The organism is Lichenibacterium ramalinae, from assembly GCF_004137085.1.
Classification (GTDB): Bacteria; Pseudomonadota; Alphaproteobacteria; order Rhizobiales; family Beijerinckiaceae; genus Lichenihabitans; species Lichenihabitans ramalinae.
The window spans coordinates 230,730-253,209 of sequence record NZ_QYBC01000005.1 but is presented as its reverse complement, the minus strand read 5'-3'; the positions used below and the strand labels follow the sequence as shown (position 1 = coordinate 253,209).

Below are 22,480 nucleotides of genomic sequence, written 5' to 3'. Positions count from 1 at the left end.
CTCATCCGCCGTCCCGCCCCGGCCGCTTTCCCAGGATCCACCCTTCCCAAAGCCGCATCGCCTGGGTTTCCGGCGGTCCGGCCGGGCGCTCGCCCCGCGCGACCGCCACCGCCGCGAGCAGGCCCAGGACGGCGTCGAAGCCGTCGTCGCCGCCCGTCCCCGGTGGAAAGCCCGACAGCATGGCGGCGGCGAGGCCGGCGTCGGGCCGGATGTCACGGGCCGCCGCCCAGTCGAGGAGCCGGGGCGCGAGGCTCGCCCGCAGGCCGCGGTCGCGCTTGCTGCGGACCGAGACGCCGATCTGCCCGTAGGCGTCGGCCGGGTAGGATTCCGCCAGCACGAGGCCGCCCTGCCCGGCCAGGGTGGCGAAGTCCCCATCGAACGGCCACAGCCGCGCACCGGCGCGGCGCGCCGGCACGATCACGTCGCGCCAGCCGAGCAGCGCGGCCTTGCCGACCTGCTTCGCCCCGAGCGTCCAGAACATGCAGCCGGCCGGCCCGCTGTCGGGCCCGGCGCGCTCGCAGGCGCGGACGAGGTCGGCGACCGACGCGACCCCGTGGCCGTCGAGGAGGTGGCCGAGCCGCGTGCCCCCTGGCCGTGCCGGATAGAAGGGGCGGCGCGCCCCGACCTCCCCGGGGACAGAGGCTACGTCGAAGAGCTCCGGCCATTCGCCCCGGCCGATCGCGTCGAGCGCGGCGGGGAAATCGCCGAAGCCCGTCCGCGCCCCGAAGCCGGCCGGAAAGCCGATCGGGAAGTCGAAGGCCGCCAGGGTGGGGACGGCTTCGGCGGAGGCCGCGAGGTCACGGGCCAGTGCGGCGGGGTCGGGCACGGGGTCCGGTCCGGAAGCCTGCCAGGCCCCGTCGAGGCCGCGATGCGCCGCGGCCATCCAGCGCCCGCGGGCATGGAGGCTCCAGTCGCAATGGACGACGCGGCCGAACATGCCGGCGGGCGCGGCGTCAGCCCTTGGCCGCCACAGTCGCCGGGAACATGTGGCGGCGCGCCTCCTCGTCCATCTCGGCCTTGAAGCTGTGCTTGGCCTTGATGGCTTCGGCGCGCTGCGCGGCCGGCCGCGCATTGACGGCGTCGAACCAGCGCTTGATGTTGGGGAGCTTTTCCCAGGCGGTCTCGCCCAGGACGAAGGGCACCATGCGGGCCCAGCCCCACACCGCCATGTCGACGACCGTGTAGTCGTCGCCGAGCATGTGGGTCCGCCCGGCGAGGCGCGCATCGATGATCGACCAGTGGCGCAGGGCCTCGAAGTCGTAGCGCTCGACGGCGTAATCCTGCGGCTTCGGCGCGAAATGCTTGAAGTGCACGGCCTGGCCCGAATAGGGGCCGATGCCGCTGGCGACGAACATCAGCCAGGAGAAGAATTCGCCGCGCGCCCTGTCGCCGGCCGGGGGCAGGAACCGGCCCGTCTTCTCGGCGAGGTAGAGCAGGATGGCGTTGGAGTCGAACACCGTGGCGTCGCCGTCGACGAGGACGGGCAGTTTGCCGTTGGGGTTCAGCGCCATGAAGGCTTCCGCATGCTGCTCGCCCTTGCGGGAGTCGACCGGCACCGTCGCGTAGTCGAGCCCCGCTTCCTCGAGGAAGAGCACCACTTTCATGGGATTGGGGGCGAGGTTGTAATAGAGGGTGATCATGGCGCGGAAGCTCCCGTGGTCCCGCCGGGTCGGCGGCCGCAGCCGGCATAGCCCGTCCGCGTGGCGAAGCCGAGACGGAGGAGCGCGCCAGCAGGAGCGTCGTCGTCGACGCGTCGTCGTCGCACGTGTCGTCCGTGAGCGACGCGAGGCGGCCCGGCGCTCCTCGTGCATCCCGGCATCGAGCGAGGCCCGATGCCACCGGGCATTGTGAAAACTTTAAGCTTCTTCACGATACAAGACTCTCGTTATTCCCTCCACGGTGACAAACCCATGCTGTTTCGCCGGCCACCGCCCAGCTTCGGCCTGTCGCCCGAGGCAATGAAGATCATGATCTGCAAGGCCGGCGCCATCGATCGGGTGCAGGCGGTGATCGAATTCGAGCCGGACGGCAGGATCATCACCGCCAACGACAACTTCCTGAGTGTCATGGGCTACACGTCCCAGGAAGTCGTGGGGCGGCACCACAGCATGTTCGTCGAGCCCACGCAGCGCGACAGCGCGGATTACGAGGCCTTCTGGGCCCGGCTGCGTCGCAAGGAATTCATCCAGGAGACGTTCAAGCGGATCGGGCGCGACGGGCGCGTCGTGTGGATCCAGGGATCCTACAATCCCCTGATGGACGCGGACGGGAACGTCTACCGCGTGGTGAAGTTCGCCACCGACATCACGGCCGCCGAGACGGCGCGCGGCGCGCGGGATGCGCAGTCGGCCGAGACGGCCCGCAGCCAGATGCAGGTCGTGGCCGCACTCGCGGCCGGGCTGAAGCGCCTCGCGGCGGGCGACCTGCTGTGCCGCATCGACGAGGTCTTCGCCGCCGACTTCGACCAGCTCCGCCACGACTTCAACGCCACGGCCGACACGCTCCAGGAGGCGCTGTGCCGCGTGTCGGAGAATGCCGACGTCATCTCGCGCGGCGCCGCGCGAGATCGGCGCCGCGGCCGACGACCTCAGCCGCCGCACCGAGCAGCAGGCGGCCTCGCTCGAAGAGACCGCCGCGGCGCTCGACGAGATCACCGCCACGGTGCGCAAATCCGCCGAAGGCGCCAACCATGCCAACAAGGTGGTGGCCTCCGCCAAGTCCGGCGCCGAACAGTCGGGGCGGGTCGTGCGCCAGGCCGTGGAGGCCATGGGCAGCATCGAGCGATCCTCGCGCGAGATCGGCCAGATCATCGGCGTGATCGACGAGATCGCCTTCCAGACGAACCTGCTGGCGCTGAACGCCGGCGTGGAGGCGGCGCGGGCGGGGGACGCCGGCCGGGGCTTCGCCGTGGTGGCATCCGAGGTGCGGGCGCTGGCGCAGCGCTCGGCCGACGCCGCCCGGGAGATCAAGGGCCTGATCTCGACCTCGACCTCCCAGGTCCAGCAGGGCGTCGCCTTCGTGGGACAGACCGGCACGGCGCTGGGGCAGCTCGGCACGCAGGTGGCGGAGATCGACGAGATCGTCGGCAGCATCGCGGCCTCGGCCCGTGAGCAGGCGCTGGCCCTCGAGGAGGTCAACACGGCCGTGAACCAGATGGACCAGGTGACGCAGCAGAACGCCGCCATGGTCGAGCAGTCCACCGCGGCGAGCCACGCCCTGGCGCAGGAAGCCGATGCCCTGAACCAACTCATCGGCGCCTTCCAGGTCGGGCAGAGCAGCCGCGGGGCCCGCGCCCCGGCGCGCCCGGCCCCCGGCCGCCACCGCGCGGCGGCCCCCGCCACGGCGGTCGCCCTCAAGACCACGGGCCGGGGCGGAGCGGCCCGCAAGCCGGCTGCCGCGGCGGCCGAGGACGATTGGCAGGAGTTCTGAAGCTTCGCCCAGGCCGGGCCTGCGCCGGCGCGGCGTCGACGCCCCCCCCGAAAACCGACATAATGGACGGGTGTTGATGGCAGGCCCGCCGCCGGGCCTGCCGCAGGAGCCGTTGACCCCATGCCGACCCTCACCCGCCGCTCGGCCGTCCTGTCCGGCCTGGCCCTGGGCTCCACACTCGCGGCGGCCGCCACGGCCCGGTCCTGGCCGGCCCTCGCCGGGGAGGTTCCGTCCGGCTGGCCCGAGCCGCTGCCGCAGGGGTGGACGGAGAGCCACGGCCTGTCGGCCTTCGGCGAACTCGGCCTGCCCGCCGACTTCCGGTCCCTGCCCTACGTCGATCCCGCGGCGCCCAAGGGCGGCACGATCGTGCTGGAGCCCACCACGGCGGGGCTGAACCAGAGCTTCACGACCTTCGACACGCTGAACATCTACATCCTGCGCGGCGATGGCGCCGCCGGCATGTCGCTCATCTTCGACACGCTGATGAGCGGCACGCTCGACGAGCCGGATGCGCTCTACGGCCTCGTGGCGGCGTCGGTGCGCTGGTCGGCCGACCGCCTCACCTACCGGTTCCTGCTCCGTCCGGAGGCGCGCTTCCACGACGGCTCGAAGCTCACGGCCGCCGATGTCGCCTTCTCGCTCGACCTGTTGAAGACCAAGGGGCACCCCAACCTGCGCACCGGGCTGCGCCACGTCCTCGGCGCCAGCGCCCTCGCCGACGGCGTGCTCGAGGTGACGCTGTCTCCCGACCGCACGCGAGAGACCCACCTCACGGTGGCGGGCCTGCCGATCTTCTCGGAGGCGTTCTACACCGCCCAACCCTTCGACCAGACCACGCTCACGCCCCCGCTCGGGTCTTCGGCCTACCGGGTCGGCACCTTCGACCAGGGCCGCACCATCGCGTTCGACCGCGTGAAGGACTATTGGGCCAAGGACCTGCCCATCAACCGCGGCCAGGGCAACTTCGACCAGATCCGCTACGAATATTACCGCGAGCGCCAGGTCGGCTTCGAGGCGTTCAAATCCGGCTCCACCACGTTCCACGAGGATGCGACCTCGATCAACTGGGCCAAGGGCTACGACTTCCCCGCCGCCCAGGATGGGCGCGTGCAGCGCAGGACGGTGCCGAGCGAGGCCCCGTCCAGCATCCAGGGCTGGTGGCTGAACACCCGGCGCGAGCAGTTCAAGGACGCCCGGGTGCGCCAGGCCCTGGGCTGCTGCTTCGACTTCCAGTGGACCAACAAGAACATCATGTTTGGCCTCTACAGCCGCACGGTGTCGTATTTCCAGAACACGCCCATGATGGCGGAAGGCAGGCCCGGGCCGGACGAACTGGCCGTGCTGGAGCCCTTCCGCGGCAAGGTGCCCGACGCCGTCTTCGGCGACGCGGTGCTGCCGCCCGTCTCGGACGGTTCGGGGCAGGACCGGGCGCTGCTGGGACAGGCCTTCAAGCTGCTCCAGGCGGCAGGCTGCAAGCGCGACGGCACGGTGCTGAAGCTGCCGTCGGGCGAGCCGTTCCGGATCGAGTTCCTCGATTTCGGCGGCGCGCTGGAGCGGCATACCCAGCCCTTCATCAGGAACCTCCAGCTGCTCGGCATCGACGCCCGCTTCCGGGTGGTCGACGCCGCCCAGTACCAGTCCCGGCTCAACACCTTCGATTTCGACGTCATCACGCTGAACCGCGGCGGCGATTCCACCCCGGGCGAGGGCCTGAGGATCTCCTACGGCTCCGAGGCGGCGCGGCAGGACGGTTCCCAGAACTTCACCGGCACCTCCGACCCGACCGTCGACGCCCTCATCGAGCGGGCGCTGCAGGCCAAGACGCGAGCCGAGCTGACGACGGTGTGCCGCGCCCTCGACCGCGTGCTGCGGGCCTCCTATTATTGGGTGCCGATGTGGAACAAGCCGGACCATTGGCTGGCCTATTGGGACCAGTTCGGCTGGCCGGCCCACACCCCCAAGCTCGACCCCGGCGTGCTCTCCACCTGGTGGTTCGACGAGGGCAAGGCCAAGCAGCTGAAGGCGCGGGGCTGACATGGCGGCCTATATCCTGCGGCGCATCCTGCTGATGGTGCCGACCGTGCTGGGCATCATGTTCGTGTCCTTCGTCATCGTGCAGTTCGCCCCCGGCGGGCCGGTCGAGCGCGTGGTGGCGCAGCTCCAGGGCGTCACCAGCGGCGCTTCGGGGCTCGGCGGCGGGGGCGCCGACATCGGCGCCTCGGCCGGCGCCCAGGCCGGCATGGGCGGCGAGGGCTCCAAGTACCGCGGTGCCCAGGGGCTCGACCCCAAGTTCATCAAGGAACTCGAGAAGCAGTTCGGCTTCGACAAGCCGGCCTACGAGCGCTTCCTGCTCATGGTCCGCAACTACGCCACCTTCGATTTCGGCCAAAGCTACTACCGCGACGTGCCGGTGCTGAAGCTCATCGGCGAGCGCCTGCCGGTGTCGATCTCGCTCGGGCTGTGGATGACGCTGCTGTCCTACGCCATCTCCATCCCGCTCGGCATCTCCAAGGCCGTGAAGGACGGCTCGCGCTTCGACATCTGGACGTCGAGCGTCGTGACGATCGGCTATGCCGTTCCGTCGTTCCTGTTCGCCATCCTGCTCATCATCCTGTTCGCCGGCGGCTCTTTCTATCAGGTCTTCCCCCTGCGGGGCCTCGTGTCGGAGAACTGGGCGGAGCTCGACCTGGTCCACAAGGTGACGGATTACCTGTGGCACATCACCCTGCCGGTCGTGGCCATGTCGGTCGGCGCCTTCGCGACTTCGACCTTCCTGACGAAGAACTCCTTCCTCGACGAGATCAAGAAGCAATACGTGCAGACCGCCCGCATGAAGGGCCTGTCGGAGCGGCGCGTGCTCTACGGCCACGTCTTCCGCAACGCCATGATGATCGTCGTGGCGGGCTTCCCCGGAGCCTTCATCTCCGCCTTCTTCACCGGAGCCATCCTCATCGAGGAGATCTTCAACCTGCCGGGGCTGGGGCTGCTCTCCTACGATTCGATCATCAACCGCGATTATCCGGTGGTGTTCGCCAACCTCTACATCTTCGCGCTGCTGGGCCTCGTGGTGAACCTCGTCTCCGACCTCACCTACACCTGGATCGACCCCAGGATCGATTTCGAAACGCGGGGCGCCTGACGATGGACGCCCGCGTCGACCCCCAACTCCTCGCCCCGCCCGCCAGCCGCGGCGGCTGGCTCCGCCTGACCCCGCTGAACCGTCGCCGCCTCGACGGCTTCAAGCGCAACCGGCGGGGCTACGGGTCCTTCCTGGTCTTCGGCCTGCTGTTCGTCGTGTCGCTCGGCGCCGAATTCGTGTCGAACGAGCGGCCGCTCGTGGTGTCCTACAAGGGCGACATCCTGTTTCCGGTGTTCAACGACTACCCGGAGGATCGCTTCGGCGGCTTCCTGGCCCATACGGACTACCGCAACCCCGAAACCGCCCGCGAGATCGAGGACCACGGCTGGATGGTGTGGGCCCCGAACCGCTATTCCAACGCGACCCGCAACCTCAGCCCCCCCACCACCCTGCCCTCGCCGCCGACCTGGCTCCTGTCGGACGCGCAATGCGAGAAGGCCATCCGGGACGGGGGCGGCACGCCGCCCGCCAGCCGCCCCTGCTCGGCCCTCGAAACCAACTGGCTCGGCACCGACGACCACGGCCGCGACGTGCTGGCCCGGCTCATCTACGGCTTCCGCCTCAGCGTCGTCTTCGCCCTGCTGCTCGCCGGCATCTCCTCCGCGGTCGGCATCGCGGCCGGCGCCGTCCAGGGCTATTTCGGCGGTTGGACCGACCTCATCATGCAGCGCGTCATCGAGATCTGGTCCTCGCTGCCGCACCTCTACATCCTCATCATCGTGGCGGCGGTCATCACGCCCTCCTTCGGCGTGCTGCTCGGCATCCTGCTGCTGTTCTCCTGGGTGAACCTCGTCCACCTCGTGCGGGCGGAGTTCCTGCGCGCCCGCAACTTCGAGTATGTCAACGCCGCCCGGGCGCTCGGCCTGTCGAACCTGCGCATCATGTGGAAGCACGTGCTGCCCAACGCCATGGTGGCGACGCTGACCTTCCTGCCCTTCATCCTGTCGGGCTCGATCACCACCCTCACCTCGCTCGACTTCCTCGGCCTCGGCCTGCCGCCCGGCTCGCCCTCGCTCGGCGAGATGCTGCTGCAGGGGACCTCCAACCTGCAGGCGCCCTGGCTCGGCCTCACGGCCTTCCTCACCATCGCCATCATGCTGTCGCTGCTGATCTTCATCGGCGAGGCGGTGCGCGACGCCTTCGACCCGCGCAAGACCGTCCGGTGACGCGGGCCGAAGGGCGGCGGGCGGGAACGGTCGATAGCATAAGGTGGGGAAGACGGTCCGGTAACGATCTTGCGTCATCGTCCGCTCGACACGAGGGTGACGCGGCGCCGTCCGTCACCCACCAGAACGACAGGGACAGAGTCGGACCATGATCGGTCTCGGAAAGATGTGGAAGAGCGTCAGGGGCGACGACCGGGGGGCGGCCCAGGCGGAGGAGGCGCGTCCCTCGACCATCCCGCGCGCCATCCCGGCCCCGCGCGCGCCCCTTCCCCCTCAGGTGATCGAGGCGGCCCCGCCCAGCGAGACCCGCGGTGCCGAACGCTTTGTCCCCACCCGCACCGGGACGGTGCTGACCACGGTGTCGGGCAAGCGCATCGCGGCCCGCATCATCAACATATCGCAGACCGGCGTCGCCCTGGAGGCGGAGCTCTCGGAATTCGGTGCCGGCGACATCGCCCTCGTGGGCACCCGGCCGGTGCTGCCGGGACGGCGCATCACCCTCGGCATCGTCTTCATGTTCCGCAAGCCCCTGGACCCCAAGCACTGCGGGCCCGACATCGTCCTGTGACACGCCGGGCCGGGAGCGCGCCGGCCCCACGACAGCGTCGCGGGGTCGGAGCGCCGCAGCGACTGCGACGGCGCCGACGCCGCTGCGTCGCCGTCACTCCGCCGCGGCGGCCGCGGAGCCCGCCATGGCGGCCTCGACGGCCGACAGGGCCGCCGCCGCCTGGGCGCCGTCGGGACCGCCGGCCTGGGCCATGTCGGGCCGGCCGCCGCCGCCCTTGCCCCCCAGCAGGGCCGCGCCGGCCCGCACCAGTTCGACGGCGTTGAAGCGCTGAACGAGGTCCTTCGTCACCGCCACAACGAGGCCGGCCTTGCCGTCCTCTCCGACGCCGACCAGCGCCACCACGCCGGAGCCGAGCGCCGCCTTGGCTTCGTCGGCGAGGCCCTTGAGGTCGCGCATGTCGATGCCGGTGACGACCCGGCCCATGTAGCCGACCCCCGCCACCTCGCGCGCGGCCTCGGCCCCGGCGCCTCCGCTCCCGCCGCCGAGGGCGAGCTTCTTGCGCGCCTCGGTCAGCTCGCGTTCGAGCCGGCGCCGCTCGTCGACGAGCCCGGCCAGGCGCTCGGCGGCGAGGTCCGGCGACGCCTTGAGCAGCTGGGCGAGGTCGCGCAGCCGGCCGCCCGCCTGGTTGAGCCCGCGGCGTGCCGCGTGTCCGGTGCGGGCCTCGACGCGGCGGACGCCCGAGCCGACGGCGCTCTCGCCCAGCACCGAGACGAGGCCGATGTCGCCGGTGCGGCCCGCATGGGTGCCGCCGCAGAGCTCGATGGAATAGAGCGCCTCGGTCGCGCCCCGGCCGCCCTCGGGGCGGCCCATCGAGACCACGCGGACCTCGTCGCCGTATTTCTCGCCGAACAGCGCCCGGGCGCCGCTGGCCCGCGCCTCGTCGATCGCCATGATGCGGGTCACGATGGGCTCGTTCTGCAGGACGACCGCGTTGGCGATGTCCTCGACCTCGGCCAGCTCCTCCGGCGTGATGGGCTTGGGATGGGAGAAGTCGAAGCGGAGGCGATCCCCGTCGACCAACGAGCCCTTCTGGGCGATGTGGGGGCCCAGCACCTGGCGCAGGGCCTCGTGCAGCAGGTGGGTGGCCGAATGGTTGGCGCGGATGGCGCGGCGGCGATCATGGTCGACCTCCGCGACGACGCCGGCCCCGACCGTCACGATCCCCTCCACCACCTCGACGTCGTGCACGACGACGTCGCCGAGCTTCTTGCCCGTGTCGGTCACGCGGAGCAGCAGGCCGGGCGCGGTGAGGCGGCCGGTGTCGCCGACCTGCCCGCCGGACTCGCCGTAGAAGGGCGTCTGGTTGAGCAGCACCTGGCCGCGCTCCCCCGCCCCGAGGCTCTCGACCTCGCGGCCGCCGGCGAGCAGCGCCGTGACGGTGCCCTCGGTCCGCTCGGTGCTGTAGCCCAGGAACTCGGTCGTGCCGACGCGGTCGCGGATGCCGAACCAGACGGCATCGGTGGCGGCCTCGCCGGAGCCCGCCCAGGCCTTGCGGGCCTCGGCCTTCTGCAGCGCCATGGCGGCGGCGAAGCCTGCCTCGTCGACGCCGATGTCGCGGGCGCGGAGCGCTTCCTGCGTCAGGTCGAGCGGGAAGCCGTAGGTGTCGTAGAGCTTGAAGGCGACCTCGCCCTTGAGCTGGCCGCCGGACGACAGCTCGCGCGTCTCGTCCTCGAGGATCGACAGGCCACGCGCCAACGTGGTGCGGAAGCGCGTCTCCTCCGAGCGCAGGATGTCGCTGACGCGCTCCCGCGCCGCGATGAGTTCCGGATAGGCCTCGCCCATGAGCTGCACCAGCACCGGAACGAGGCGCCACATCAGCGGCTCGGCGGCGCCGAGCAGCTGGGTGTGGCGCATGGCGCGGCGCATGATGCGGCGCAGCACGTAGCCACGGCCCTCGTTCGAGGGATCGACGCCGTCCGCCACCAGGAAGGCCGAGGCGCGCAGGTGGTCGGCGATGATGCGGTGGCTCGCCGCCTGCGGCCCGTCCGGGTCGACGCCGGTGAGGTTGGCCACGGCCTGGATGATGGTGCGCATCAGGTCCGTGTCGTAGTTCGACGTCACGCCCTGCAGGATGGCCGAGATGCGCTCGAGGCCCATGCCGGTGTCGATCGAGGGGCGCGGCAGCGGCACGCGGTCGCCGGGGCCGAGCTGGTCGTACTGCATGAAGACGAGGTTCCAGAACTCCAGGAACCTGTCGCCGTCCTCGTCGGCACTGCCGGGCGGCCCGCCCCAAACCTTGTCGCCCTGGTCGTAGAAGATCTCCGAACAGGGGCCGCAGGGGCCGGTGTCGCCGGCCGCCCAGAAATTGTCCGAGGTGGCGATGCGGATGATGCGGCTGTCCGGCAGGCCGGCGATCTTCTTCCACAGGTCGAAGGCCTCATCGTCGTCGTGGTAGACGGTGACGAGCAGCCGTTCCCTGTTCAGCCCGAAGCCGCCCGTGACGAGCTTCCAGGCGTTCTCGATGGCGGTCGCCTTGAAGTAGTCGCCGAACGAGAAGTTGCCCAGCATCTCGAAGAACGTGTGGTGGCGCGCCGTGTAGCCGACGTTGTCGAGGTCGTTGTGCTTGCCGCCGGCGCGCAGGCACTTCTGTGCCGTGGTGGCGCGCGTATACGGCCGCTTCTCGACGCCGGTGAAGAGGTTCTTGAACTGCACCATGCCGGCGCTGGTGAACATCAGCGTGGGGTCGTTGCGCGGAACGAGCGGGCCCGAGGCGACGACCTCGTGGCCGGCCTGGCGGAAGAAGTCGAGGAAAACCGCGCGGGTCTCGTTGACGCTTGTCATGGCACTGGGACTCGGGGGGTGTGGCTTGGACGTCTCTCGCCCTCGGGCGTGCGGGACGCCGCACGCGAAAAAAAGGGCGCCGGCCTCCTTTAGCCGCGCCCTTCGGAGCTGTCGAGACGAGGGGCCGGGGCCCCTTCACTTTGCCTTAACCCGAGGCGGGACCGGGGTCCCGCCGTCTCAGGCCTCCGGCGGCGTCTCGTCGTCGTCGTCGGCCTCCGGGCCGCCCGTCTCGAGGATGCGCTCGGCGATCAGGCCCGAGTTCTCGCGGATGGCGGCTTCGACCTTGCGGGCCACGTCCGGGTTCGCCTTGAAGAAGGCCTTGGCGTTCTCGCGGCCCTGGCCGAGGCGCTGGCTGTCGTAGGAGAACCAGGCGCCCGACTTCTCGACGATGCCGGCCTTCACGCCGAGGTCGACCAGCTCGCCGACCTTGGAGATGCCCTCGCCGTACATGATGTCGAACTCGACCTGCTTGAAGGGCGGCGCCACCTTGTTCTTGACGACCTTCACCCGGGTCGCGTTGCCCGTCACCTCGTCGCGGTCCTTGATCGATCCGGTACGGCGGATGTCGAGGCGGACCGAGGCGTAGAACTTCAGCGCGTTGCCGCCCGTCGTGGTCTCGGGCGAGCCGTACATCACGCCGATCTTCATCCGGATCTGGTTGATGAAGATCACCATGGTGTTGGACTTGGAGATCGAGGCCGTGAGCTTGCGCAGCGCCTGGCTCATCAGGCGTGCCTGGAGGCCGGGCTGCACGTCGCCCATCTCGCCCTCGATCTCGGCGCGGGGCGTCAGCGCCGCCACCGAATCGACCACCAGCACGTCGATCGCGCCGGAACGCACCAGCGTGTCGGTGATCTCGAGCGCCTGCTCGCCCGTGTCGGGCTGGGAGATCAGCAGGTCGTCGAGCTGCACGCCGAGCTTGCGGGCGTAGACGGGGTCGAGCGCGTGTTCGGCGTCCACGAAGGCGCAGACGCCGCCGTTCTTCTGGGCCTCGGCGATGCAGTGCAGCGTCAGCGTGGTCTTGCCGGACGATTCCGGCCCGTAGATCTCGATGACGCGGCCGCGCGGCAGACCGCCGACCCCGAGGGCGATGTCGAGGCCCAGCGACCCGGTCGAGACCGTCTCGATCTCGACGGCCTTCTGGTTCTTGCCGAGCCGCATGATGGAGCCCTTGCCGAAGGCTCTCTCGATCTGCGACAGCGCTGCGTCGAGCGCCTTGGTCTTGTCCACGGAGGATCCTTCAACGAGGCGGAGATTGCTCTGGCTCACGGCGTGACGTCCTTTTGACATGGGCTGGACGGCCCTGCAACTGACGTGAATGTACGCGTTTTGTTCTCATTCGCAAGGGCTGCGACCGGTCGGCGCGAAAGAATCCGGCGGGGCCTGGCGGGTGTGACCGCAGGCCCCCTCACGCCGCCGCGCTCGTCCCCTTCGGCTCCCATTCCTCGCCCCAGGCCTGCACGACGTGGCCGGGCGAGACTTCGCGGTACTGCCGCACCGGGGGCACGTAGTCGAGCGCCCGGATCGGGTTGCGGATCTCGTCCGCCGACACCTTGTGGCGGGCGCCGCGCCGGGCGGGGTCGGGCACCGGCACGGCGGCGAGGAGGCGGCGGGTGTAGGGGTGCTGCGGGTCCCCGAAGACGGCGGCGCGCGGCCCCATCTCGACGATCTCGCCGAGATACATCACGGCGACGCGGTGGCTCACCCGCTCCACCACCGCCATGTCGTGGCTGATGAACAGGAAGGCCAGGCCGAACTCCGCCTGGAGCTCCAGCATCAGGTTGACCACCTGCGCCTTCACCGACACGTCGAGGGCCGAAACGCTCTCGTCGGCCACGATCAGCCGGGGCCGCACCGCGAGGGCCCGGGCGATGCAGATGCGCTGGCGCTGCCCGCCCGAGAACTCGTGCGGGAAGCGCGACGCCATGTCGGGGGTGAGGCCGACGCGCTGCAGGAGGTCGGCGGTGCGCGCGCGCGCTTCGGCGCGGGTGCCGAGGCGGTTCAGCAGGATGGGTTCGGCGATGGCGGCCCCGACGCTCATGCGCGGGTCGAGCGAGGCGAAGGGGTCCTGGAAGATCATCTGCATGCGCTTGCGGCGCTCGCGCAGGGCGGCGGGGCCGAGCGTCAGCACGTCCTCGCCGTCGAGCAGCACGGAGCCGGCCGCGGGCTCGATGAGCCGCAGCACCGAGCGGCCCGTGGTGGACTTGCCGCAGCCGGATTCGCCGACGAGCGCCAGGGTTTCGCCCGCCCCAAGCGTGAAGGACACGCCCTCGACGGCGTGGACGCAACCCCGCACCTTGCCGAGCAGCCCGCCGCGGATGTCGAACCGGGTCGTGAGGCCGCTTACCTCCAGCACGGGCCTTTGCCCGGGCGTGACGGTGTCGGGGAGGCCGGGCGGCACGTCGACCGCGCCCGTCGTGGCCGACACGATGGGGAAGCGCAGCGGGCGCGTTTCCCCCGCCATGGAGCCCAGCTTCGGCACCGAGGACAGCAGCGCGCGCGTATAGGGGTGGTGGGCGCCGCGGAAGATCTCCGCCGTGTCGCCGGCTTCGACGGCGCGGCCGTGCCGCATCACCACGGTGCGGTCGGCGATCTCCGCCACCACGCCCATGTCGTGGGTGATGAACAGCACCGCCATGCCTTCCTGGTCCTGAAGCTCCTTCAGCAGGTCGAGGATCTGGGCCTGCACCGTCACGTCGAGCGCCGTCGTGGGCTCGTCGGCGATGAGCAGCTTCGGCCGGCAGGCCAGCGCCATGGCGATGACGACGCGCTGGCGCATGCCGCCCGAGAAGCGGTGCGGGTGGTCGTGCAGGCGCGAGCGCGCCGCCGGGATGCGGACGCGGTCGAGCAGCCGCACCGCCTCGGCCTCGGCGGCCTCGCGCCCGAGGCCGCGGTGCAGCATCAGCCCCTCGGCGATCTGGAAGCCGATGGTGAGCACGGGGTTGAGGCTCGTCATGGGCTCCTGGAACACCATGGCGATGGCGTCGCCACGCAGGCCCCGCATGGCGGGCTCCGGCAGGGCGAGCAGGTCGCGCCCCTCGAACAGCACCCGCCCGCCGACGCGGCTCGCCTGGCGCGGGTGGAGCCGCATGACGGCGAGGGCGCTGACGCTCTTGCCCGAGCCCGACTCGCCCACCAGCGCCACGGTTTCGCGCGCCCCCACCGTGAAGGAGACGCCGTGGACCACCTCGCGCCAGGCGCCGTCGCGGCGGAACGCGGTGGTGAGGTTCTCGACCTCCAGCAGGGGCGTGGACACGGCGGCGGACACGGGCGCGGACACGGCTGTGGGCATGGGCGATCTCACACGACGCGGCGTGCGTCGAGCGCGTCGCGCAGGCCGTCGCCGATGAAGTTGATGGACAGGACGGTGAGGAAGATCGCCGCCCCGGGGAAGAGCGCCCAGTGGGGCGCGACGTCGAGGTGGTCCTTGGCGTCGAACAGGATGCGACCCCAGGTCGGGATGTCGGGTGGGAAGCCGAGCCCGAGGAACGACAGGGTCGATTCCGCGATGATGGCGGAGGACACCTCGATGGTGCCGGCCACGATGACGGGCCCGAGCGCGTTCGGCAGGATGTGGTGAAGCACGAGGTGGAACGTCGTGGCGCCCTGCGAGCGGGCCGCCTCGACGAACTCCTTCTCGCGCAGTGACAGGAACTGCGCCCGCACCAGCCGCGCCACCGGCATCCAGCCGAGCCCGCCGATGACCAGCACGATCATGACGAAGACGCCGCCCTCGACGCCGAAGATGCGCTTCAGCGTGTCGCGGAAGAGGTAGATGAGCAGCAGCAGCAGCGGCAGCTGCGGCAGGGCGAGGAACAGGTCCGTCACCCACATCAGCACCGGCCCCAGGGCCCCGCGCGACATGCCGGCGAGGCTGCCGACGGTGAGGCCGACCACGGTGGCGACCAGCATGGCCGAGACGCCGACGGCGAGGGAGATGCGCCCGCCGGAGATCATGCGGGCCAGGATGTCCTGCCCGAGGTCGTCGGTGCCGAAGGGATGGGCGGCCGAAGGGCCCTGCAGCATGGCGGAGAAGTCGATGTCGTCGATGGCGATCGGCCACAGCAGCGGCCCGAGCAGCACCCCCAGCACCAGCATCGCCAGCACCACGACGCTGACCAGCGCGAGGCGGTGGCGGCTGAAGCGGTGCCACACCTCGTGCGGCCCCGAGCGGCGGCGCGCCGGCGCCGCGTCGGGCACGGCCGCGGCCAGGGCCGGAGCGGCCGCCACGAGGGCCGCCGTGCCCTCGGCGACGAGGGGCGAGCCCATCGCGGCGGGCGTGGGGTCGAGGCCCAGGACGGCGGGGTCTCGCATCAGCTCAGCCGAAGGAGATGCGGGGGTCGAGCCAGCCATAGAGCAGGTCCGCGATGAGGTTGAACAGGACGACCAGGCAGGCGAAGACGAAGGTGACGGCCATGACGACCGGCGTGTCGTTGGCCAGCATGGCGTTGATGAGGAGCGCCCCGATCCCCGGCACGCGGAAGATCTGCTCGGTGACGATGGCGCCGCCGAAGACCGCCGGCATCTGCAGCGCCACGAGCGTGACGACCGGGATGAGGCCGTTGCGGGCGATGTGGCGCCGCGTGACCGTTCCCTCGGCGAGGCCCTTGGCGCGGGCCGTGGTGACGTAGTCGAGCCGCGCCACGTCGAGCACGGCCGAGCGGACGTAGCGCGTGTAGGAGGCGGCCTGGAAGAAGCCCAGCACGCAGACCGGCATGATGGCCTGGCGCACGTGCTCCCAGTACCAGGCGAGGCCGGTCGCCTGGATGTCGGCGTCGTAGACGAAGGGCAGCCAGTGCAGGTTGATCGAGAAGACCAGGATGAACAGGATGCCGGTGAAGAATGTCGGCAGCGAGAAGCCCGCGAAGGCCAGCGTGTTGGCGAGCTTGTCGAGCAGCGAATAGGGCCGCACCGCCGCCGCGATGCCGACCGGCACGGCGATGAGCAGGGCCAGCACCTGCGAGGAGCCGACCACGAAGAGCGTGGTGGGCACCCGGTCGAGGATCAGCCGGGCCACGTCCGTCCGGCTCTGGAACGAGAAGCCCCAGTCGCCCCGCACCATGGCGACGAGCCAGTGCCAGTAGCGGAACAGCACGGGGTCATCGAGCCCGAACTTGGCCCGAAGCGCCAGGCGCACCTCGGGCGGGATGTTGGGGTTCGACGCCATGTCGCCGAAGGGGTCGCCCGGCGCCAGCGCCAGGATGGTGAACAGGATCAGGCTGATGCCGAGCAGGCTCGGCACCGCGACGAGGAGGCGGCGGAGGAGGTAGGCGCCCATCGGTCAGCCTCCCGGCGCCCGCCTCACGCCTCCTTCCACCAGTCGGCGATGTCCCACAGGTCGTTGTCCCAGCCGCTGCGCGGCGCGTGCAGCCCCTTGGCCAGGCCGGCGGCCGAGCCACGGTAGATCAGCGGCAGCACGTTGTCGGCCACGGCGAGGTCGTTCATGCGGATGATCATGGCGGCGCGCTTGATGGGATCGAGCTCGGTGGCGGCCTTGCGGTTGAGGTCGTCGAACTCGGCGTTCTGCCAGCGCGAGATGTTGCGGCCCTGCCACTTGTTGCTCTTCTGCGCGGCCTCCCAGGAGGCGTATTGCAGGAGCCAGGTGGTGGGGTCGGGCTGGGTCGCGTTGAAGGCGTATTCCTCCATGTCGGCGTAGAAATGCGGGTAGGTGTCGGGGTTGGCGACGTCGGAGGAGAAGAACACCGAAGCGGCGATGTTCTTCAGCTCGATCTCGATGCCGGCCTTCGCGGCCGCCTGCTTGACGATGGCCTGGGTCTTCTGGCGCGGCGCATTGGTCGAGGACTGGTAGACGAAGTGCATCCGCTTGCCGTCCTTGGCGCGGACGCCGTCCGAACCCTTGGCCCAGCCCGCATCGTCGAGCAGCTTGTTGGCCTTGGCGATGTCGAACGCGAAATGCGTGTTGGGCGAGACGTAGCGTTCCGGCCCGTTGATGGAGTTGGCCGACGCCTTGCCGGTCCGCCCGTAGATGTAGTCGGCGATCGCCTTGCGGTCGACGAGGAGGTTCATGGCCTGGCGTACGGCGGGGTCCGAGAAGGCGAAATGCTTGGTCTTCAGCGAGGACTTCTCGCCATCGACCTCCGTGTTGGGGTCGGTCGCGTTGAGCAGGAGGAATTCGAGGTAGTTGCCGAAGACGATGTCGACCCGGCCCTTGCCGCCCTCCTCGAGGCGCTTGAGGATCTCGTCCTCGACCTGGAGATTGTAGGCGTAGTCGTATTCGCCGGTCTGCAGCACGGCGCGGGCGGCCGAGACGGCGTCGCCGCCGCCCTTGAGTTCGACCGTGTCGAAGAAGGGCCGGTTCGGCAGGTGGTACCCCGTGTTGCGCTCGCCCCGCACGGTGTCGCCCGGGCGGAACTCCACGAAGCTGTAGGGGCCGGTGCCGACGGGATGGAGGTTCGCCGGCGCGTCGCGCGACTTCGCCCCGGTGTAATCGGCGAAGAGGTGCCGGGGGATGATGCAGCCCGGCACCGACACGAAGGCGTCGGCCCAGAAGGGCGTGGGCTTGTCGAACAGGACCTTGATGGTCAGGTCGTCGATCTTCTCGACCGTGATGTCCTTGTAGGAGCCGATCGTGGTGGCGGCCGTGGCGGGGTCGCGGGCGTATTGCCAGTTGAAGACGAGGTCGTCGGCCGTCAGAGGCTGGCCGTCCTGCCACTTCACACCCGGCTTCAGCTTCCACACGACGGACCGGCCGTCGGCCGCGACGGCGCCGTTCTGGGCCGACGGGATCTCGGCCGCCAGCACCGCCTGCAGCTCGCCGTCGTTGTTCCAGGCCGCCAGCGGCTCGTAGAAGATGCGGCAGGCCTCCTGGTCCTTGGTGCCGATGGCGAAATGCGGGTTCAGCAGCGTCGGCGCCTGCCAGAACAGCAGCTTCAGCGGCCCGCCGCCGCCCGCCTTCGTGGGCTTGTAGGTGGCGCGCACGTCCTCGGCCCGCGCCACGCCCCCATGGGCCAGCATCATGCCGGCCAGCGGCGCCGTCAGGCCCAGGGCCACCATGCGCTGCACGAAGCCCCGGCGGGACAGGCGCCCGCCCTTCACGTCGGCGACGAGGCCGCGCAGATCATGCTCATCCATTAGGCAACTCCACCCGCCCGCACAGCCCGCGAGCATAGACATTCGGGTTTCGGCAGCAAGACACGCGCCAAGTCGGCCCCGCCGAGCCGGGCCCGGCCCGGCGCGGCTGGCCTCCGTCCTGCATGCAGGACCGTGATAGGCTGGCGCGCCTCGCTCCCCCGCGCCAGCCCGAAAGGACCCGAAACCCATGGACAACCGCAACGACCTTTGGCGCCACGTCGACCTCCAGGCCGAGCGGCTCGTCGCCCTGTCGGACCGCGTGTGGGGCGTGCCGGAAGTCTGCTACACCGAGGCGCGCTCCTGCGCCGAGCATGTGGCGGAGCTGCACCACCAGGGCTTCCGCGTGACCGAACACGTCGCCGGCATCCCCACGGCCGTGATGGGCGAGGCCGGCGAGGGCGGGCCCGTCATCGCCTTCCTCGGCGAATACGACGCCCTGCCGGGCCTCAGCCAGGAGGCCGGCGTCGCCCGGCACAGCCCCGTGGAGGCCGGCGGCCACGGCCACGGCTGCGGCCACAACCTCCTCGGCTCGGCGGCGCTGCTGGCCGCCACCGCCATGAAGGACTGGCTCGCCGCGACGGGCACGCCGGGCCGCGTGCGCTATTACGGCTGCCCGGCCGAGGAAGGCGGCGCCGCCAAGGCCTTCATGGTGCGGGCCGGCGCCTTCGCCGACGCCGACGCCGCCATCACCTGGCACCCGTCGAGCTTCTGGGAGGTGACGCCGCCCTTGGCGCTGGCCAACACCCGGGCGGATTTCGTCTTCAAGGGCCGCTCGGCCCATGCCGCCGCCGCGCCCCACCTCGGGCGCTCGGCGCTCGACGCCGTGGAGCTCATGAACGTCGGCGTCAACTACATGCGCGAGCACATGCCGAGCGACGCGCGGGTGCATTACGCCTATCTCGACACGGGCGGCATCGCCCCCAACGTCGTGCAGGCCCATGCCCGCGTGCGCTACTCCATCCGGGCCCGCGACCTGCCCGGCATGCTGGAACTCGTCGAGCGCGTGAAGAAGGTCGCGCAGGGCGCCGCCCTGATGACCGAGACGGAGGTCGAGGTGCGGATCGTCAGCGCGGTGTCGAACCTCGTCGGCAACGCGCCGCTGGAGCGAACCCTGCAGGGCGTGATGGAGGACCTCGGGCCGCCGCATTTCGACGAGGCCGACCGCGCCTTCGCGCGGGACATCCGCGACACCTTCGGCCCCGGCGCCATCGACGCCGCCTTCAAGACCATCGGCATGGCGCCGACCGACGTGCCGCTCGCCGACTTCACCGTGCCGGCCGATGCGCGGCGCGACCCTTCCGTGGGGTCGACCGACGTCGGCGACGTCAGCTGGGTGGTGCCGACCGTGCAGGCCCATGCCCCGACCGTGGCGGTGGGCACGCCCTTCCACACCTGGCAGGTGGTGGCGCAGGGCAAGACGCCCGCCGCCCACAAGGCCATGCTGCAGGTCGCTAAGGCCATGGCGGCGACCGGCGCGGCCGTGCTGACGGACCCGGCGCTGCTCGCCGCCGCCAAGGCCGACCTCGCGGCCCGCGTCGGCCCCGGCGGCTACCGCTCGCCGCTGCCGCCCGAGGTCGAGCCCCCGCTCACCATGTCGGTGGCCTGAATGGACGGCCGCGCCGAGGCGATCGCGGCGGCCGTCGCCGCCTACGACGACGGCACCTTCCTCGCCGTGCTGCGCCGCCGCGTCGCCATGCCGACCGTCAGCCAGGGCGCGGCGGACCTCGCGGCGCTGCGCGCCTACCTCGACGACGAGATGGCGCCGAGCCTCGCCGGGCTCGGCTTCGCGTCCGAGGTCTACGCCAACCCGCACGAGGGTTTCGGGCCGCTCCTCGTGGCGGAGCGCCACGAGGGCGCGGACCTGCCCACCGTGCTGATCTACGGCCACGGCGACACGGTGCCGGGGCAGGACGCCGCCTGGCGCCCGGGCCTCGTCCCCCATGCCGTGACGGTCGAGGGGGACCGGCTCTACGGGCGGGGCACGGCCGACAACAAGGGCCAGCACACGATCGGCCTCCTGGCCCTGGGCTGCGTGGCGGCGGCCCGCGGCGGCCGGCTCGGCTTCAACGCCAAGGTCCTCATCGAGACCGGGGAGGAGGCGGGCTCGCCGGGGCTCGACGCCTTCTGCGCGGCGCATCGGGCGGAGCTCGCCGCCGACGTCCTCATCGCGTCGGACGGCCCGCGCCTCGCCGCGGACCGGCCGACGCTGTTCCTCGGCTCGCGCGGCGCCTTCAACATCGACCTGTCGGTCACGTCGCGCGACCGTGCCCACCATTCGGGCAACTGGGGCGGATTGCTGCGCAACCCCGCCACGGTGCTCAGCGCCGCTATCGCGTCGATGGTGGATGCGCGCGGCCGCATCCTGGTCGAGGCCCTGCGCCCGCCGCCCATCCCGCCCGGCGTGCGCGCCGCTCTGGCGGACCTCGCGGTCGGCGGCGGGCCCGACGACCCCGCCATCGACGCCGACTGGGGCGAGCCCGGCCTCAGCGACGCCGAGCGGGTCTTCGGCTGGAACAGCCTCGAAGTGCTCGCCCTGCTGGCCGGCACCCCGGAGGCGCCGCAGAACGCCATCCCGGCCTGGGCCCGGGCGACACTGCAGCTGCGCTTCGTCGTCGGCACGGACTGGCGCGGCGTGGTCCCGGCGCTGCGGCGCCACCTCGACGGCTTCGGCCTCGGCCGCGTGGCGGTGCAGCCCGCCCGCGGCGACGTGCTGGGGGCGACGCGGCTCGACCCCGCGGATCCCTGGGTCGCCTGGGCGCTCGCCTCCCTGGCGGCCACCACCGGCCGGCCGCCGGCGCTGCTGCCGAACCTCGGCGGCTCCCTGCCCAACGACGTCTTCGCCGACACGCTCGGGCTGCCGACGCTGTGGGTGCCGCACTCGCACGGGGCCTGCAACCAGCACGCGCCGAACGAGTTCCTGCTCGGCCCGATCGCCCGCGAGGGCCTCGCCATCATGGCGGGGCTGTTCTGGGACCTCGGCGAGGGCGGCGGGGCCGTGCTGGCCCGGCGCCGGGCGGGCTGACGCGGCCCGCCCGGCCCGCCAGCGGGCCGCCTGCGCTCAGGCCGAAGCGCCGCCCCGGGGCAGGAGCTGCTCGGCGAGCGTCGCCCAGTAGCTGGCGCCCGTGGTCAGCACGGCGTCGTTGAAGTCGAAGGCGGGATGGTGGACCTGCGGGTTGTCGCCCTCGCGCGCCGCCCCCAGCATGATGTAGTTGCCGGCCTTGGCGTCCAGCATGAAGGAGAAGTCCTCGCCCCCCATGGTGGGATGCTCCATCGGCAGCACCCTGTCGCGGCCCGCCACGGCTTCGGCGGCGCGGCGGGCGAGGTCGGTGGAGTCCGCGTCATTGACCAGCGCCGGATAGGTACGGACGAAGCCGGCCTCGGCTTCGGCGCCATAGGCGGCGGCGGTGGAGCGCACGATGCGGCCGAAGGCCTCCTCGAGCAGGTCGCCGACCGCCGGCGAGAACCAGCGCGCCGTGCCCCGCATCGTCACCTCCGACGGGATGACGTTGAAGGCGTTGCCGCCCTTGATCTCGCCGATCGTCATGACGGCGCTTTCGGTGGGGCGGATGTTGCGCGCCACGACCGATTGCAGTGCCGACACGATGGCGCCCGACACCACGATGGGGTCGACGCCGTTGTGGGGCTGCGCGCCATGCGCGCCGACGCCCCGCACCGTGATGGACAGGTTGGCCACCGCCGCCATGGTGGGGCCGACGCGCCAGTTGAAGGTGCCGAGGGGCTCGCTCGGCCAATTGTGCATCCCGAAGATGCGGTCCATCGGGCAGCGGTCGAACAGGCCCTCCTTCACCATCACCTCGCCGCCGCCGCCCTGCTCCTCGGCAGGCTGGAACACGACGTAGACGGTGCCGGCGAAATTGCGCGTCTCGGCGAGGTAGCGCGCCGCCCCGAGCAGCATGGCGGTGTGGCCGTCGTGCCCGCAGGCATGCATCACGCCGGGGTTCTGCGACGCATAGGGCAGGCCCGTGGCCTCCACGATGGGCAGGGCGTCGATGTCGGCCCGCAGGCCGATGGCCTCGGCCCCGGGCTCGCTCCCCCGGATCACCCCCACCACGCCCGTGCCGGCGAGGCCCGTGATGACCTCGTCGACCCCGAAGGCGCGCAGCTTCTCCTGGATGATCGCGCTGGTGCGGTGCTCGGCAAAGGCGAGCTCGGGGTGGAGGTGGAGGTCGCGGCGCCACGCCGTCATGTCGGCTTCGAAGGCGGCGATGCGGTTGAGGATGGGCATGGGGTCGGGTTCCGGTGATCGGGGCGGCTGTCGCGCCATGATGGCATGCAATCTCGCAA

16 protein-coding genes and 1 pseudogene are annotated in these 22,480 nt (G+C 71.2%); 8 read left to right on the top strand and 9 right to left on the bottom strand.

Annotated elements, in window-relative coordinates:
- Position 1: 1 nt before the first annotated feature.
- Together D3272_RS08030 and D3272_RS08025 are read right to left on the bottom strand one after the other, a co-directional pair.
- Positions 2-937: a DUF429 domain-containing protein gene (locus D3272_RS08030; RefSeq protein WP_129218631.1), complete on the bottom strand. Its 936-nt coding sequence runs from the start codon at positions 935-937 to the stop codon at positions 2-4.
- Between the two features lie 16 nt (positions 938-953).
- Complete coding sequence (locus D3272_RS08025) at positions 954-1,640, bottom strand: glutathione S-transferase family protein (protein WP_129218630.1); 687 nt, start codon at positions 1,638-1,640, stop codon at positions 954-956.
- A 192-nt stretch (positions 1,641-1,832) separates the two neighbouring features.
- On the opposite strand from D3272_RS08025, the pseudogene D3272_RS28285 reads away from it, so the two are divergent.
- From D3272_RS28285 to D3272_RS08000, 6 genes and pseudogenes are all read left to right on the top strand, one after another.
- Positions 1,833-2,270: pseudogene (locus D3272_RS28285) on the top strand (PAS domain-containing protein); the annotation flags it as partial.
- 262 nt (positions 2,271-2,532) lie between these two features.
- Positions 2,533-3,429 carry a methyl-accepting chemotaxis protein gene (locus tag D3272_RS28280; protein WP_342634167.1) on the top strand — a complete coding sequence of 299 codons (897 nt, stop codon included), beginning with the start codon at positions 2,533-2,535 and terminating at the stop codon, positions 3,427-3,429.
- 120 nt (positions 3,430-3,549) lie between these two features.
- A complete protein-coding gene (locus D3272_RS08015) occupies positions 3,550-5,463 on the top strand; it encodes an extracellular solute-binding protein (RefSeq protein ID WP_129218629.1) in 1,914 nt (637 codons plus the stop codon).
- 1 nt (position 5,464) lies between these two features.
- Positions 5,465-6,568, top strand: a complete 1,104-nt coding sequence (locus tag D3272_RS08010; RefSeq protein ID WP_129218628.1) for a microcin C ABC transporter permease YejB — start codon at positions 5,465-5,467, stop codon at positions 6,566-6,568.
- Positions 6,569-6,570: 2 nt separating this feature from the next.
- A complete protein-coding gene (locus D3272_RS08005; RefSeq protein WP_207210164.1) occupies positions 6,571-7,734 on the top strand; it encodes an ABC transporter permease in 1,164 nt (387 codons plus the stop codon).
- A gap of 148 nt (positions 7,735-7,882) precedes the next feature.
- Complete coding sequence (locus tag D3272_RS08000; RefSeq protein WP_129218627.1) at positions 7,883-8,302, top strand: hypothetical protein; 420 nt, start codon at positions 7,883-7,885, stop codon at positions 8,300-8,302.
- A 93-nt stretch (positions 8,303-8,395) separates the two neighbouring features.
- On the opposite strand, the gene alaS is transcribed toward D3272_RS08000, so the two are convergent.
- The 6 genes from alaS to D3272_RS07970 all read right to left on the bottom strand — a co-directional run bounded on the left by alaS (position 8,396) and on the right by D3272_RS07970 (position 18,175).
- The gene (alaS, locus tag D3272_RS07995; RefSeq protein ID WP_129218626.1) at positions 8,396-11,083 is read right to left on the bottom strand and encodes an alanine--tRNA ligase; all 2,688 of its coding nucleotides are present in this window, start codon (positions 11,081-11,083) and stop codon (positions 8,396-8,398) included.
- Positions 11,084-11,260: 177 nt separating this feature from the next.
- Positions 11,261-12,352, bottom strand: a complete 1,092-nt coding sequence (recA, locus tag D3272_RS07990; protein WP_207210163.1) for a recombinase RecA — start codon at positions 12,350-12,352, stop codon at positions 11,261-11,263.
- Positions 12,353-12,491: 139 nt separating this feature from the next.
- A complete protein-coding gene (locus tag D3272_RS07985; protein ID WP_129218624.1) occupies positions 12,492-14,375 on the bottom strand; it encodes an ABC transporter ATP-binding protein in 1,884 nt (627 codons plus the stop codon).
- A gap of 8 nt (positions 14,376-14,383) precedes the next feature.
- Entirely contained in the window at positions 14,384-15,352 is a 969-nt protein-coding gene (locus tag D3272_RS07980; protein ID WP_129218669.1) for an ABC transporter permease, read from the bottom strand.
- Positions 15,353-15,401: 49 nt separating this feature from the next.
- A complete protein-coding gene (locus tag D3272_RS07975) occupies positions 15,402-16,361 on the bottom strand; it encodes an ABC transporter permease (RefSeq protein WP_129218623.1) in 960 nt (319 codons plus the stop codon).
- Positions 16,362-16,384: 23 nt separating this feature from the next.
- Positions 16,385-18,175, bottom strand: coding sequence for a peptide ABC transporter substrate-binding protein (locus D3272_RS07970; protein WP_129218622.1), 1,791 nt, complete (start codon positions 18,173-18,175; stop codon positions 16,385-16,387).
- Positions 18,176-18,362: 187 nt separating this feature from the next.
- On the opposite strand from D3272_RS07970, the gene D3272_RS07965 reads away from it, so the two are divergent.
- Positions 18,363-19,781 carry an amidohydrolase gene (locus tag D3272_RS07965; protein WP_129218621.1) on the top strand — a complete coding sequence of 473 codons (1,419 nt, stop codon included), beginning with the start codon at positions 18,363-18,365 and terminating at the stop codon, positions 19,779-19,781.
- Entirely contained in the window at positions 19,782-21,197 is a 1,416-nt protein-coding gene (locus tag D3272_RS07960; RefSeq protein WP_129218620.1) for a M20 family metallopeptidase, read from the top strand.
- 36 nt (positions 21,198-21,233) lie between these two features.
- Here D3272_RS07960 and D3272_RS07955 read toward each other — a convergent pair whose 3' ends face one another.
- Entirely contained in the window at positions 21,234-22,421 is a 1,188-nt protein-coding gene (locus tag D3272_RS07955) for a M20 aminoacylase family protein (protein ID WP_129218619.1), read from the bottom strand.
- Positions 22,422-22,480: the final 59 nt, after the last annotated feature.

Excerpts from the sequence above, each read along its gene's own strand:
- D3272_RS08005 (WP_207210164.1), top strand. The coding sequence starts at position 6,571 with ATGGACGCCCGCGTCGACCCCCAACTCCTCGCCCCGCCCGCCAGCCGC.
- D3272_RS28280 (WP_342634167.1), top strand. The coding sequence starts at position 2,533 with ATGCCGACGTCATCTCGCGCGGCGCCGCGCGAGATCGGCGCCGCGGCC.
- D3272_RS08010 (WP_129218628.1), top strand. The coding sequence starts at position 5,465 with ATGGCGGCCTATATCCTGCGGCGCATCCTGCTGATGGTGCCGACCGTG.
- D3272_RS07965 (WP_129218621.1), top strand. The coding sequence starts at position 18,363 with ATGGACAACCGCAACGACCTTTGGCGCCACGTCGACCTCCAGGCCGAG.
- D3272_RS07970 (WP_129218622.1), bottom strand. The coding sequence starts at position 18,175 with ATGGATGAGCATGATCTGCGCGGCCTCGTCGCCGACGTGAAGGGCGGG.
- D3272_RS07960 (WP_129218620.1), top strand. The coding sequence starts at position 19,782 with ATGGACGGCCGCGCCGAGGCGATCGCGGCGGCCGTCGCCGCCTACGAC.
- D3272_RS08025 (WP_129218630.1), bottom strand. The coding sequence starts at position 1,640 with ATGATCACCCTCTATTACAACCTCGCCCCCAATCCCATGAAAGTGGTG.
- D3272_RS08015 (WP_129218629.1), top strand. The coding sequence starts at position 3,550 with ATGCCGACCCTCACCCGCCGCTCGGCCGTCCTGTCCGGCCTGGCCCTG.
- D3272_RS07980 (WP_129218669.1), bottom strand. The coding sequence starts at position 15,352 with ATGGGCTCGCCCCTCGTCGCCGAGGGCACGGCGGCCCTCGTGGCGGCC.
- alaS (WP_129218626.1), bottom strand. The coding sequence starts at position 11,083 with ATGACAAGCGTCAACGAGACCCGCGCGGTTTTCCTCGACTTCTTCCGC.
- D3272_RS07975 (WP_129218623.1), bottom strand. The coding sequence starts at position 16,361 with ATGGGCGCCTACCTCCTCCGCCGCCTCCTCGTCGCGGTGCCGAGCCTG.
- D3272_RS07985 (WP_129218624.1), bottom strand. The coding sequence starts at position 14,375 with ATGCCCACAGCCGTGTCCGCGCCCGTGTCCGCCGCCGTGTCCACGCCC.
- D3272_RS08030 (WP_129218631.1), bottom strand. The coding sequence starts at position 937 with ATGTTCGGCCGCGTCGTCCATTGCGACTGGAGCCTCCATGCCCGCGGG.
- D3272_RS08000 (WP_129218627.1), top strand. The coding sequence starts at position 7,883 with ATGATCGGTCTCGGAAAGATGTGGAAGAGCGTCAGGGGCGACGACCGG.
- D3272_RS07955 (WP_129218619.1), bottom strand. The coding sequence starts at position 22,421 with ATGCCCATCCTCAACCGCATCGCCGCCTTCGAAGCCGACATGACGGCG.